This window comes from Actinoplanes italicus (genome assembly GCF_003001815.1).
Classification (GTDB): Bacteria; Actinomycetota; Actinomycetes; order Mycobacteriales; family Micromonosporaceae; genus Actinoplanes; species Actinoplanes italicus.
This window is the reverse complement of sequence record NZ_PVMZ01000004.1, coordinates 180841-193344: the sequence shown is the minus strand read 5'-3', so window position 1 is coordinate 193344 and position 12504 is coordinate 180841. Positions and strand designations below refer to the sequence as shown.

General features: G+C 74.8%; 13 protein-coding genes. 7 read left to right on the top strand and 6 right to left on the bottom strand.

Translation table 11 applies throughout. From position 1 onward, the window contains the following. Positions 1 to 34: 34 nt before the first annotated feature. The 4 genes from CLV67_RS12095 to CLV67_RS54200 form a co-directional block, all read right to left on the bottom strand. Complete coding sequence (locus CLV67_RS12095; RefSeq protein WP_106317529.1) at positions 35 to 610, bottom strand: phosphotransferase-like protein; 576 nt, start codon at positions 608 to 610, stop codon at positions 35 to 37. A gap of 38 nt (positions 611 to 648) precedes the next feature. Beyond that, positions 649 to 1320: a DUF998 domain-containing protein gene (locus CLV67_RS12090; RefSeq protein WP_146169066.1), complete on the bottom strand. Its 672-nt coding sequence runs from the start codon at positions 1318 to 1320 to the stop codon at positions 649 to 651. Positions 1321 to 1557: 237 nt separating this feature from the next. Continuing rightward, positions 1558 to 2094 (bottom strand): LuxR family transcriptional regulator, encoded by a 537-nt coding sequence (locus tag CLV67_RS12085; RefSeq protein ID WP_239166069.1) that lies wholly within the window; start codon positions 2092 to 2094, stop codon positions 1558 to 1560. After that, positions 2091 to 4577 carry a LuxR C-terminal-related transcriptional regulator gene (locus CLV67_RS54200; RefSeq protein ID WP_106317525.1) on the bottom strand — a complete coding sequence of 829 codons (2487 nt, stop codon included), beginning with the start codon at positions 4575 to 4577 and terminating at the stop codon, positions 2091 to 2093. The genes CLV67_RS12085 and CLV67_RS54200 overlap by 4 nt, the downstream gene beginning before the upstream one ends. Before the next feature lie 164 nt (positions 4578 to 4741). Between CLV67_RS54200 and CLV67_RS12075 the strand changes: the two genes are divergently transcribed. The 5 genes from CLV67_RS12075 to CLV67_RS12055 all read left to right on the top strand — a co-directional run bounded on the left by CLV67_RS12075 (position 4742) and on the right by CLV67_RS12055 (position 10228). Beyond that, positions 4742 to 6214 carry a dynamin family protein gene (locus tag CLV67_RS12075; protein ID WP_106317523.1) on the top strand — a complete coding sequence of 491 codons (1473 nt, stop codon included), beginning with the start codon at positions 4742 to 4744 and terminating at the stop codon, positions 6212 to 6214. Further along, a complete protein-coding gene (locus CLV67_RS12070; protein ID WP_106317521.1) occupies positions 6202 to 7986 on the top strand; it encodes a dynamin family protein in 1785 nt (594 codons plus the stop codon). The genes CLV67_RS12075 and CLV67_RS12070 overlap by 13 nt, the downstream gene beginning before the upstream one ends. Then, on the top strand, positions 7983 to 8420 hold the full coding sequence (locus CLV67_RS12065) for a hypothetical protein (RefSeq protein ID WP_106317519.1): 438 nt from the start codon (positions 7983 to 7985) through the stop codon (positions 8418 to 8420). The genes CLV67_RS12070 and CLV67_RS12065 overlap by 4 nt, the downstream gene beginning before the upstream one ends. A 72-nt stretch (positions 8421 to 8492) precedes the next feature. Next, the gene (locus CLV67_RS12060) at positions 8493 to 9869 is read left to right on the top strand and encodes an MFS transporter (protein ID WP_106318160.1); all 1377 of its coding nucleotides are present in this window, start codon (positions 8493 to 8495) and stop codon (positions 9867 to 9869) included. After that, positions 9869 to 10228, top strand: a complete 360-nt coding sequence (locus tag CLV67_RS12055; RefSeq protein ID WP_106317517.1) for a GntR family transcriptional regulator — start codon at positions 9869 to 9871, stop codon at positions 10226 to 10228. The genes CLV67_RS12060 and CLV67_RS12055 overlap by 1 nt, the downstream gene beginning before the upstream one ends. Positions 10229 to 10283: 55 nt before the next feature. Here CLV67_RS12055 and CLV67_RS12050 read toward each other — a convergent pair whose 3' ends face one another. Next, complete coding sequence (locus CLV67_RS12050) at positions 10284 to 10745, bottom strand: hypothetical protein (RefSeq protein ID WP_146169065.1); 462 nt, start codon at positions 10743 to 10745, stop codon at positions 10284 to 10286. Between the two features lie 102 nt (positions 10746 to 10847). Between CLV67_RS12050 and CLV67_RS12045 the strand changes: the two genes are divergently transcribed. Next, on the top strand, positions 10848 to 11432 hold the full coding sequence (locus tag CLV67_RS12045) for a hypothetical protein (protein ID WP_146169064.1): 585 nt from the start codon (positions 10848 to 10850) through the stop codon (positions 11430 to 11432). Between the two features lie 54 nt (positions 11433 to 11486). Here CLV67_RS12045 and CLV67_RS12040 read toward each other — a convergent pair whose 3' ends face one another. After that, on the bottom strand, positions 11487 to 11954 hold the full coding sequence (locus CLV67_RS12040; protein WP_106317511.1) for a transcriptional regulator: 468 nt from the start codon (positions 11952 to 11954) through the stop codon (positions 11487 to 11489). A gap of 62 nt (positions 11955 to 12016) precedes the next feature. Between CLV67_RS12040 and CLV67_RS12035 the strand changes: the two genes are divergently transcribed. Then, entirely contained in the window at positions 12017 to 12502 is a 486-nt protein-coding gene (locus CLV67_RS12035; protein WP_106317509.1) for a hypothetical protein, read from the top strand. Positions 12503 to 12504: the final 2 nt, after the last annotated feature.

The window sequence follows — 12504 nt, the reverse complement described above, 5'->3', positions numbered from 1 at the left end:
CCGCGCCGTGACGGCGGAGCCGCGTGCGGGGGTATCAGCCGCCGGCGGGCAGGTGGGCGGCGACCCGCTCGGCGGCGGCGGCCGGGCCCGTGGTCGTGGTGTCGATGCTCACGTCGTAGCTCATGCCGTGGTGGGCGTGCCGGGCCGACCAGCGGGCCAGGCCCGGCCGGTTGCCGCGGGCGTGTTCACGGCGGGCGAGTTCGTCGTCGTCGCAGAACACGCCGACCAGCAGCGGCCGCCACGGCCGCAGCACCGTCAGCCAGTCGTCGCGCACGTCGGCGCCGAGCAGCATCTCGTCGACGATGACCGGGTTCCCGGCGGTGAGCAGCGCGGCGACGGCCCGGTGGAAGCCGGCCATCATCCGCAGCCCGTCACTGCCGTAGGTGATGCGCAGCATCGCATGGCCGCCGTCGTCGCTGAGCCGGTCGTAGGCGAACCCGAGGTGCCGCAACTCGCCGCGCGGGCCGCCGGCCCACCGGTCGGGCACCATCGCGAAGCAGGTGTCCAGGCCCAGCAGCAGGTACGGCTGCGCGGTCAGGTCCTGCAGGGCACGCCCGAGGGTGGTCTTGCCCGCGCAGGACGCGCCGTTGAGGAACACGACCGATGGCATGAGCCCATCCTGGCAGCCGCGAGCGTCCGGCGTGGACGTCACCGGGTGACGTGCTCGCCGGTGGGCTGCCGGGCCAGCCGTGGCAGTCCGGCCGCGGCGGCGGCGAGCCACGCGACGAAGCTCCACAGGGTCAGGCGTTCGGCCAGGCCGATCAGGCTCTCGTACGCGCCGACGGTCAGCGACGGGCCGTCGGTGACGTCGGCGAACAGCACCGCCAGCACCGCGCAGGTGACGGCGCTCAGCGCCGCGGTGACGGTCAGCGCCCGGGTGACCGGCTGCCATCGCGGGTCGCGCCGCCAGGTGCGGGTGAGCAGGATCGCCGCGACCGGCAGGGTCAGGAACGCGACCATCGCGGCGGTGCCGTGCAGCATCCCGGGGACCGTCGGCGGCTGATCCCACCGGCCGTACGGGTCGGCCGGGAACACCGCGCCGGTGACCAGCGCGGCCGTGAAGGCGCCGAGCAGCCACCGCCCGGTCCGGGTGCCGGCGGCGGTCCGGGTCAGCAGGGTCAGCAGCAGTGCGGTGGCGGCGGCGAGGCTGAGCAGCCCGGCCGGGATCAGCCGGCCGGCCCGGGCGTGCACATAGTGGCTGACCATCGTCTCCACCGGGCTCCAGCCGGGGTTGGCCAGGTCGGCGGCGCCGGTGAACAGCACGTACCCGCCGAGGGCGGCGAGAACCAGGGTGCTGCGGCGTTCGATCGGGGTGCGCATCGGGGCCTCCTCGTTGTCGGTCGGCCCGACGTTAGGGAGAAGGCGGTACGGCACGCGTCGTCCCGGTGGCGTCACTGCCGGCTGCGCCCGGGGAGTACGGGCGTGCACCGTTCGGCGTAGGGCGCGCGGTGGTGCCGGGCCTGCGAATCCGGCCGGCGGGGGCGGTCCGCGGGGGCATCGGCGGAGGGCGGCGGGGCTGTTGCTGGTGCGCGACGAGGGCCCGGCGCGCTGATGTCGTTACTCGGGTGAGCGCTGCCGCTGGCGCAGGTAGGCCAGGACGGCTTCGCGCGTGGTGCGTACCCCGAAAAGGGCTCGGGCCTCGGCGATGCGGCGGTTGGCGGTGCGCAGGGACAGGAATTCGGCGGCCGCGGCGGCGGCGATGGTGTCGCCGGCGGCGAGCCGGTCGAGCAGGGCCCGTTGTTCGGGGATGAGGTTGGCGATCAGGTCGGAGCCGTCGATGCCGCGGTGTACCGGGCCCAGGCGTGACAGGTCGTCGATCAGGGCACGCCCGGCGCCCGATTCGGGGTCGCAGACGGCGACGATGCCGGCGCCGCGGGCCGCGGCGAGGACGGCGAGTTGCGCGGATTCGAGGTCGTCGTCGCCGATACGGCCGTGCAGCACCAGGTGGGCGGCGCCGACGTCCCAGGAGGGGTCGGGCAGGGCGAATCCGGCCCGGGCGGTCCAGCCATCGCGGGCCAGCCGCCGCAGGACGGTCTCGGCCTCGGACGTGGTGGCTACTACGTGGCGTGGAGCGTCGTCGGGCTGTCGTATCACCGGCCATCCTCGTGGGTGTCGAAGGGTTCGGGTCTCGCCGGGGTGGTGGCGAAGGCCAGTGCGGCGGCCTCGGTCCGGGTGCGTGCTCCGAGTTTGCGCATGCTCGCGCGGATGTGGGTGTCGACGGTTTCGGCGCTGATGCCGAGCTGCCCGGCGATGCGGCGGGTCGGTTCGCCGGCGGCGACCAGGCGCAGCACGTCCAGTTCGCGGCGGGTGAGCCGGCCGTCGGAACGGGGGCTGCGGGTGTCGCGCTGGATCTGGTGGCGGCGCAGGCCGCGCCGGGCCCGGCCGGCCAGGACGGTGAGCCCGGCGGTGTCGGCGAGTTGTTCGGCGCGCAGCAGGGCGGTGACGGCGGCGTCACGGTCGCCGCTGGTCAGGCCGGCGGCGATCAGGCAGCGGACCTGTTCGCGCAGGGCGACCGGCTGCCAGCTGTCGGCGGCGGTGTCGAGGCCGGCGCCGACGGCCCAGGCGGTGAGGGTGCGCCGGGCGGGTACGGGCAGGTCGACGGGGATGGCGGTGTTGCCGGGCAGGCCCAGGTCGTAGGCGGCCCAGCGGGCGGTGATGGCGTGCAGGCCGGCGAGCAGCCCGAACCCGGCGTCGGCGGGGGCTGCGGTGGCCCGGTCGGGTTGCCCGTCGAGCCAGGCGGCCTCGCGGGCGACCCAGGCGGCGGCCGGGTGGGCGGGGGCGGTCTGCAGCCGGGCGCGGGCGGCGGCGAGCAGCCCGGTGTCGGCCTCGATCAGGGCGGTCGCGGCGGTGGCGTAGGCGCGGGCCTGGTCGGGCAGGGCCCGGTCGGTGAGGTTCGCGGCGCGGCGCAGCACCCCGTCGGTGCCGTCCCAGGACAGTTCGGGCGGGAAGTCGGGGCCGTGCAGCGCCAGCGCCCAGTCGGCGACGGCCAGGAACCGGGTCTGCCAGCCGTACGCGAGCGCGTCGCCGGCGGCGGTGGCGGCGTGCAGGGCGGCCGCGGCGGCGTCGACGAGCCGGCCTTCGGCGCCGAGGTGTTCGACGAGCAGCCACGCCGACCAGCGGGCGATCAGCGGGTCACCGGTGCCGGCGGCGGCCTGCAGGGCGCTGTCCCAGCCGGGTAGCCGGTGCGTGGCGCGGACCGCGGCCAGCGCGGCGAGGATGCCGGGGGTCGGCTGCGGATGCCGTACGGCGATCTTGTCGGCGAGTTCGAGGGCGCCCATCGGTTCGCTGGCCAGCGCGCACAGCAGCACGACCCGGTCACGGGCGGCCACGACGCTCGCCGTGGCGGTGTCGGGTACCGGGCGCACGCTGTCGCGGGCGGCGGCCGGGTCGCCGGCCTGCAGCAGGGCCTCGCCGCGCAGCACAGCCGCTTCCAGGGCGAGCGGGTCGGCGGCGGCGCCGGGGGCCACGGCCGCGGTGGCGGCCAGCGGGCGCAGCACGTCGGCGGCGTCGGCGGCGCGGCCGGTGGCCAGGGCGGCGTCGGCGGCGGCCAGCCGCACGCGCGGGTCGACGGCGGCCGGCAGGCCGCAGGCGAACAGCAGCAGCGCGGCACGTTCGGCGCCGGCGGCCCGGTCGGCGGCGGCCAGCGCCTTGCGGTACGCGCCGGCGGTGTCGCCGGCGGCGGCCAGGTGCCGTGCGGCTTCGGCCGGTGGGGTGAGTTCGGCGAGCCGGCCGTGCAGGTCGGCGCGGGCGTCGGTGTCGAGCAGGCCGGCGGCGGTCTCGGCGACGTACGCCGACACCGGCAGCAGTGAGCCGCCGGCTTCGGCGGTGACCAGGCCGGCGGCCAGCAGCTCGGCGGCGCCGGTGCCCAGCAGTGCCGGGACGGCGGGCCGGCCGAGCAGGCCGAGCGCGGCCAGCGCGGTCCGTGCCGGGCGCGACAGGTCGGCCAGGGCGGCGGCGATGGCGTAGGCGACCTGGTCGATGTCCTCGCCGATCGGGGCGCGGCCGGAGGCGGCCTGCCGGGCCAGGGCGATGACGGCCAGGGGGTTGCCGCCGGCGCGGGCGGCGACCGCGGCGGCGGTGGCGTCGCTGAGACCGCCGGCGGTCTGCCGGGCCAGGGTGCTCGCCTGCTCGCCGGTCAGCGGCGGCACGGGCAGCCACACGGTCGCGGCCTGCCGCAGGACGTCGGCCAGCGCGTCGCTGAGCCGGTGCGGGGTGCGCAGCGCGACCAGGACCCGGCAGGTGCGGGCCAGATGCGGCAGTGCGGCCAGGGTGGCCGGGTCGGCGTGCTGCAGGTCGTCGAGCACCAGCAGCCCGCTGCGCACGCGGGAGCGCACGGCTTCGGCCAGCAGCGGCACGTCGTCGGCGGGCAGCCGGGCGCGCACGGCCCGCGACAACGCGAGGGCCGGGACGTTCGACAGCATGGCCAGGCCACCGCCGAGGTGGGCGGGGCCACCGACGGCGGCGGCGATGCGGCGCAGCAGGGTGCTGCGGCCGCAGCCGGGCGGGCCGGTGAGCACGACGAGGGCGGGTCCGTGGCGCAACGCGGTGCGGGCGGCCTGTTCTGGCTCGTCCGTCACCTGCGCTCCCCCTTCACTGGCACGATATCGGGATCCCGGTCGCGGCGGATGCGTCCGTAGGCTCTACTGCGAAACTGCGGTGACCAACAGGAGGGCCTTTCCGTGACGCCGACTGCCGCGATACGCACATTGTCGCCGACGGTGTGCTGCGCTGACGAGTCGATGTGACCGGCCCACTCACCTCCGGCATCGCGACTCTGTGTCACGAGATCGTCACCCGGGTTTCCTCCGATGCTGGTCAACAGGTCCGGCGGATCAGTAATCGCCTTCACGATCCGTTACGGGTGGCGATCGCGGGCCGTCTGAAAGCCGGAAAGTCGACACTAGTCAACGCCATGATCGGCCGTCGTGTCGCCCCCACGGCGGCCGGCGAGTGCACCCGCGTGGTCACCCGGTTCCGTTACGGGCCCGCCGACCGCATCGACGTGGTCACCCGCGACGGTGACCGGCGCAGCCTGCCGCTGGACGAGGACGGCATGGTCCCGGCCCGCCTCGGTGTGCCCGCGGCCCGTATCGCCTACGTCGACGTCGCCCTGACCAGTGACCGGCTGCGGGACCTGACCGTCGTCGACACCCCCGGCCTGGCCTCGACCGACACCGCCGGCAGCGCCCGCGCCGAACAGGCCGTCGGCATCGACGACGACTCCGCCGGGGAGATCACCGCCGCGGAAGCGGTCGTCTACGTGTTCACCCAGGCCGTGCGCGCCGACGACGTGCGCGCCCTGGAGGCCTTCCACGTCGCCTCGGCGCGGCTGGCGACCAGCCCGATCAACGCCATCGGCGTGCTGGGCCGCATCGACACCCTCACCGGCGGAGCCGGCGACCCGTGGCCGGTGGCCGAGCCCCTGGCCCGGCAGCAGGCGGCCCTGCTGGCCCGTACCGTCGGTGACGTCGTGCCGGTCGCCGCCCTGCTGGCCGAGACCGCCGAGGCCGGCCGGCTGACCGGCGCCGACCGCGACGCCCTCGCCACACTCGCCGCCATGGCTCCCGCCGACCTGCAGCTGCTGCTGCTGTCGGCCGACCTGTTCCGCACCCGGCCCGCCCCGCTCGGCGCCGGCCAGCGCGAACGGCTGCTGACCCGCCTCGACCTGTACGGCATCGGCTTCGCCTGCGCGCAACTGGCCGCCGACCCGCGGCTGGGCACCGGCGAACTGGTACGCCGGCTGTCGGCGGCGTCCGGGCTGGCCCGGCTGACCGCCACCGTCGACCAGACGTTCCGCTGGCGCTCCGACGCCATCAAAGCCGGCTGGGCACTGACCCGCCTGGAACGCCTCGCCTCCCTCGACCAGCGTTCCCGCAGCGTCGTACGCGACGCGATCGAAGGCGCGCTGCGTGATCCGGCCTACCACCGGCTGCGGCTGCTCGACGCCGCGCAGCGCGCCGCGACCGGCACCGTGCCGCTACCCGCCGGCTGGGAGCAGGAGCTGATCCGGCTGGCCACCTCCGACGATCCACGCTGGATCCTCTCGCTGCCCGCAGCCGACCCGGCCGCGCTGGCGTCGGCGGCGGTCGCCGCGGCCGGCCGCTGGCGCGCCTACGCCGTCGACGGCGCCGGGCCCGCCCAGGCCCGCATCGCCCACGTCGCCCACCGCGGCTTCCATCTGCTCGCCCAGGAGGTGCGCCGGTGCAGGACCTGACCACCGTGCTGGACTCCGCCGTACGCGACACCATGTCCTACCTGCGTACCGCCGACCCGGACGCCGCCGCCGACCTGGCCGAGCTGCGCCGCGCGCACCTGACCCGGCCCGGCGTGGTCGTCGTCGGCGAAACCAAACGCGGCAAGAGTTCCCTGATCAACGCCCTGCTCGGGGTGCCCGGCCTGTCACCGGTCGACGCCGCCGTCACCACCGCCGCCTACCTGCACTTCACCCCCGGTCCCGCGTTCGCGGCCACCGCCTGGCTGCCCGGCGGCGAGGAGGTGCCCGTCGACGACCTGCAGCAGTGGGCCCGCGGCCGGCAGCGGGCCCGCCGCATCGAGGTCACCCACCCGGCGCCGCTGCTGCAGTACCTGACCCTGCTCGACACCCCCGGCGCCGGCGGCCTGGACCCGGTGCACGCCACCATCGCCCTCGACGCGGTGCGCCGCGGCACGGCCCTGCTGTTCGTCGCCGACGCGTCCGCGCCGCTGTCGCAGCCGGAACTCGACTTCCTGGCCGCCGCCACCGAACGCGTCGACGCCGTCGTGTTCGCCCTCACCAAGATCGACGCCTTCGGGCAGTGGCGCACCATCGCCGAGGACAACCGGGCCCTGCTGCAGGCCCACGCCCCCCGCTTCGCGGCCGCACCCTGGTACCCGGTGTCGTCCCGGCTCGCCGAACTCGCCCTGACCGCCGGCCCCGCGACCCGCGACACCCTCGCCGCCGAGTCCCGGGTGCCGGCACTGCAGCACGCCCTGGTCGAACTCGCCGGCCGCGGCCACCAGCTGCGCCTGGCCAACGTGCTGCGCGCCGCCCACCGCGACCTGACCCGGCTGCGCGACGCCGCCGGGCAGCGGGTCGAGGCGTCCGCCGCCGACGCCGCCGCCCAGGCCGCGACCCGCGCCGAACGCGCCGCCCTGGCCGCGCGGAAACGTACCGAATCCCGGCAGTGGACGTTGAGGTTGAACACCGAGATCCAGCACGCCCGCGTCGCCGTCGTCGGCCGGCTGCGGACCCGGATCACCGAGGTCCAGCACGACTACGCCCGCCGCATCGACGCCGCCCGCGGCGACGCGCTCACCGCACTGCCCGACGACCTCGACACCCAGCTGCAGGCCGTCGCCGCGCAACTGTCGGCCGTGCTGGAGGACACCTACCGCGACGTCGCCGAGAAGGTGCTCGCCGACACGTTCGACCCCGCCCTGGTCTCGGCGACCCTGCGCCACCAGCTGACCGCCGGCCCGCCCCGCGACGGCTCCGGCGACAACATGCTCATCGCCCTGTCCGCCGGCGGTGTCGCCCTGATCGCCGGCCGCGGCGCGATGCTCGGCGTCTCCGCGCTCGGCATCGCCGGCGCCGGGCTGCTGATCCCGGTCGCCGGCATCGGCCTCGGCCTGGCCGCCGGCGGCTACGTCATCTGGCGCCGCCGCGTGCACACCGACCGCCGGCACGCCCACACCTGGCTGCGTGACGTGCTCGCCGAGGCCCGCGCCGCGCTGACCGACGAGATCAGCAGCCGCTTCACCGACCTGCAGTACGCCCTCGCCGTCGCCCTCGACGACGCGATCGAGAAACGGCTCCGCGAACTCGACGCCCTGATCGCCGAGATCGACGCGGCCGCCGCCGAGGACGCGGCCGGCCGCGCGAAACGCCGCGCCGCGGCGACCGCCGACCGCGACGCCGCCGACGCCCGGCTCCGGCAGGCCGGCGAGGCGCTGCTACGAGCCCGTTCCCTGACTCCCGCGCCCACCGACGGAGGACTGCTGACATGACCGACCACTGGGACCCCGACGACTTCGACTTCGACCTGCCCGACGACGTGCACCTGCCGCCACCGCTGGCCGACGCCGGCCTGGACCTGCACCTGCCCGACCTGGACCTGCCGGACCTGCCCGACGACGTACCCGACCTGCCCGACGTCACCGACCTCGCCGACCAGGTCACCGACGACACCGCGTTCCCGCCCGCCCTCGACGTGGACCTGCCCGAACCCGTCGACGGTTTCCCCTGGATCGACACCACCACCCTCGGCACCGCCGACCCCACCGGCTTCCTGCCGCCGGTCGAACACGTCACCGCCGACGAGCTGGCCGCCTACGCCGGCATCGACATCCCCGAAGGCGCCGACCCGTGGACGGTGCTCGCCGCCTCCGACGACCCGGCCACCGCGGCGCTCGCCAAGTGGTGGACGCAAGGTGAACAGTGATCCACGTCTCCCCTTATCGCCTGGCAGGTGACATCATGTCCGCGCACCGACCCACATTCAGGAGCGCGTTTGATGGCCGTCACCGGCACCCCACCTCTCGCGAGTAAGCGGGAACGCACCGGCTGGTACTTCTACGACTGGGCGAACTCGGCCTTCTCCACCACCGTCATCACGGTGTTCCTCGGCCCGTTCCTGACCACCGTCACCGAACAGGCCGCCGGCTGCGCCATCGACGCCGACACCTGCGACGGCACCGTGCACCCGCTGGGCATCCCGGTCGCGGCCGGCTCCTACTACGCCTACCTGGTGTCGCTGTCGGTGCTGCTGACCGTGTTCGTGCTGCCCGTGATGGGCGCCATCGCCGACCGCGCCCCCCGCAAGAAACCGCTGCTGGCCGGGGCCGCGTTCACCGGCGCCACCGCCACCGTCGCCATGGCGTTCGTGACCGGCGACCGATACCTGCTCGGCGGCCTGCTGTTCATCATCGCCAACATCAGCTTCGGCGCCGCGATCGTCGTCTACAACTCGTTCCTGCCCCAGCTCGGCGGCCCCGACGAACGCGACAAGATCTCCTCACGCGGCTGGGCCATCGGCTACCTCGGCGGCGGTGTCCTGCTGCTGCTCAACCTGATCGCCGTGCTCAGCCTGTCCGAGGACGGCAACCCCCAGCGCACCATGGACCTGGCCCGCGCCTCGATCGTGTCGGCCGGCATCTGGTGGGCGGCGTTCACCATCGTGCCGCTGCTGTGGCTACGCGAACACCCCGGCGGCGCCTCGGGCGAACCCGGCACCGGCGGCAACGTGCTCACCGACGGCTTCAAACAGCTCGGCCACACCATCAAAGGCATGCGCGCCTACCCGCTGACGCTGGCGTTCCTCGGCGCGTACCTGATCTACAACGACGGCATCCAGACCGTCATCGCCCTGGCCAGCCAGTTCGGCGACAAGGAACTCGGCCTCCAGCAATCCGACATGATCATGACGATTCTGATCGTGCAGTTCCTCGCCTTCGGCGGCGCCCTGCTGCTCGGCGCCCTCGCCACCCGCATCGGCGCCCGCAAGACCATCCTCATCGCCCTCGGCGGCTGGCTCGCCGTCGTGGTCGCCGCGTTCTTCCTGCCCGAAGGCAAACCGATCCCGTTCATGCTGCTCGGCGCCGGCATCGGCATCGTCATGGGCGGCAGCCAGGCCCTGTCACGCAGCCTGTTCTCCCAGCTCATCCCCGCCGGCAAAGAAGGCGAGTACTACGGCTTCTACGAGATCAGCGACAAGGGCACCAGCTGGCTCGGCCCGCTGTTCTTCGGCCTGATCTTCCAGCTCACCAACTCCTACCGCGCCGGCATCGTCTCCCTGGTGGTGTTCTTCCTGCTCGGCGGCGTGCTGCTGGCCCTCGTGCCGATCCGGCGCGCCATCATCGCGGCCGGTAACACCCCACCCAAGCTGGTCTGATGGACATCACCATCGACCCCGCCTCGGCGACCCCACCGTACGAGCAGGTCAGGCTACGCATCGCCGCGCTCGCCGCCGACGGGGAACTGGCCGCCGGCACCCGCCTGCCCCCGGTCCGGCAGCTGGCCGGTGACCTGCGCCTGGCGGTCAACACCGTCGCCCGCGCCTACCGCGAACTCGAACAGGCCGGCCTCGTCGAGACCCGCGGCCGGCACGGCACCGTCGTCACCGCCAAGGCCACCGGCACGTCCGGGCAGGCCCAGCGCGCGGCCGCCGCCTACGTGATGCGGACCCGGGCTCTCGGTGTCCCGCCCGAGACGGCTTTGGCGATGGTCAAGGCCGCATTGGAAGACCATTGAGCAGTACGGCCACGCGTGCACGTCCCAGCCGGTGCGGGGAGCGGGCACGCGTGGCTCATGACCAGGTCAGTGCCTGAACGGCGGCGTCGACCGCCGGGGTACGGAAACCGCACGCGGTAGCCGGAAGGGCCGGCAGCACCGTACGCCCGGACGCGTCGGTCAACGCCAGCACGATCGGCGCCTGCATCATCGCCGGACACGCAAACTCCCCGCGCGGCGGCTCCGGCGGCGGCTCCCGCAGCGCCGTGAGCAGGTCGCCGAACGGTCCTGTGGACCGCCGCGCCGACGGCTGCGCGGCCGGCGCCCCGGACGGCAGTCCCGGCAGCCCGCTGTGGCACAGCACCGCGGACACCGCGACGAAGTCCGCGGGCAGCGGCCGATCGGTCAACCGTTCGGCCGCGGCGTCGACACCCGGGCACGACCCGGCCGGGTTGAGATAGCGCGGCGGTGCCCCGCCACCGGCACACCCGGCCAGCGCGAACAGCACGACCGGCAGAACCACTCGAATCAACCGCATACCCGCTTCGACTGCGCGGCCCGCACCACGGTTCCACCGTCACCCGTGGCAGCGCTCCCATCACCGAGGTGAACGTTGCGGGGGCGGGGCAGGATGATCGGTGTGCCACGCAACCGCCTGATCCGGCGACAGCTCGCCCTGTCGCTGGCGACCCTGCTCGTCTGCCTGCTCACCTGGGGTACGACAGGCATGCTCGCCGCATCGGGCTCGGTCGTGGCGGTCACGCTGGCGGGCCTGCCGATGCTGCTCGGGATACCCGCGCCGATCCTGCTGTGGTTCCGCGGCGAAGACGAACTCGACGTCACCGCACGCTGGATCACCCCGATCGTCGCGGCGGCCGCCCTGCTGGCCGTCGCCGCCACCATCGCGGCACCGGCCGCCTACCATCTGAGCGCCGCCGGCGACACGCTCGGCTGGTTCGCGCCCGGCACAACCGCACCGCCGCCACGCCTGCAACGCCTCGCCCTGCTCACCGCCGCGGCCGGACTGACCCTGCTCGCGCTGGTGACCGCGTTGCGCGTACGCCGTGATCTGCGCCGTTATGATCTGACCGGAAGCCGCCGCCCGCCGCAACGCGTCCGCGACAGCCGCGAGAGACGCCGCCACGAACGCGAGCAACGCATCGAACGCCTCCGCGCCCGCCGCCGCGGCGACACGTCGCCGTCCGGCACCGCGGGCCTCACCTAGCGGCCCGGCGGCACGCCTTCCGCAGCGTGTCCCGTCCGGCTCCGCCGGCCCGGCCTAGAGGCCCGCCAGCGTCTGCCAGAACGTCGACTCGTACTCGTGCAGCAACCGCCCGTACACCCGCGCCCGCTCCAAGGTCTCGCCACGGTCCAGCGCGGCCTGCGCCGCCGCGACCGCCTGAGCGTCCAGATCAGGACCCGGCCCCGCGAAGAAATCCAGGAACCCGCACGCCACATCGTCGAACCCATACCGGTCGCGCAGCCCACCGGCCAGGCCCGCGCAGTAGCCGCCCCACGCCGCGAAGTTCGCCGCCAATGCCAGCGCCGCCGCACCAGGCTCGGCGTTCAACGCCAGCCACGCCACATACGACGGATACGCCTGGCAACCGGCCAGCGGCACATGAGCGTCGAGCGCGGCCTGATCCAGGCCCGCCGCCGCGGCGAACGGCTCCAGCAGCGGCAGCACCGCGTTCTCCCCCTGTGCCAGCCCCGCGAAGAACCCGGCACCGGCCGCATCACCGGCCATCCCGTCATGCTCACACGCCTGCGGTGCCGGCCGCCAGAGCGGCCCGCCGTAGGCTGGCGCCCATGGCTGCAGATCTCCGGGCGCTGCTGTGGAACGCCGCCGACCACGGCGACACCCCGCACCTGCCGGTCGTGCCCCTGCCGGCCGGCCTCGTGCTGCTGCCGCTGACCGGCGACGTCATCGCCACCGTCACCGGCGGCGACAGAGGCGACCCGCCCGTCGACGGGTTCTACGAGCTCACCACACCGATCGCCGGCTGGGCCCGCCGGCACTCACACCACGGCACCGTCGCGTACCTGCACAGCGAGTTCTTCGGCAGCGGCGGCTTCCAGGCCGCCGTGGCCTGGAAGCACGGCGACGTCGTGTGGGGGCCGCTGTTCACCGCCACCTCACCCGGCGAGGCCGAAGACCACTACACCGTCGCCGGCGACCACCGCGACATGGCCGCCAACGTGCTGCTGCGCCACCTCGGCGTCGACCGGGGAGAGGCATTCGACGAGTACGCCGCCGCCGGCCTGCAACAGCAGCGCTGGACCGGGGACTGGTGAGG

Bases quoted from the DNA above. Each gene is read 5' to 3' on its own strand.
- CLV67_RS12095 (WP_106317529.1), bottom strand. From the start codon at position 610: ATGCCATCGGTCGTGTTCCTCAACGGCGCGTCCTGCGCGGGCAAGACC.
- CLV67_RS12090 (WP_146169066.1), bottom strand. From the start codon at position 1,320: ATGCGCACCCCGATCGAACGCCGCAGCACCCTGGTTCTCGCCGCCCTC.
- CLV67_RS12065 (WP_106317519.1), top strand. From the start codon at position 7,983: ATGACCGACCACTGGGACCCCGACGACTTCGACTTCGACCTGCCCGAC.
- CLV67_RS12060 (WP_106318160.1), top strand. From the start codon at position 8,493: ATGGCCGTCACCGGCACCCCACCTCTCGCGAGTAAGCGGGAACGCACC.
- CLV67_RS12055 (WP_106317517.1), top strand. From the start codon at position 9,869: ATGGACATCACCATCGACCCCGCCTCGGCGACCCCACCGTACGAGCAG.
- CLV67_RS12050 (WP_146169065.1), bottom strand. From the start codon at position 10,745: ATGCGGTTGATTCGAGTGGTTCTGCCGGTCGTGCTGTTCGCGCTGGCC.
- CLV67_RS12040 (WP_106317511.1), bottom strand. From the start codon at position 11,954: ATGGCCGGTGATGCGGCCGGTGCCGGGTTCTTCGCGGGGCTGGCACAG.
- CLV67_RS12035 (WP_106317509.1), top strand. From the start codon at position 12,017: ATGGCTGCAGATCTCCGGGCGCTGCTGTGGAACGCCGCCGACCACGGC.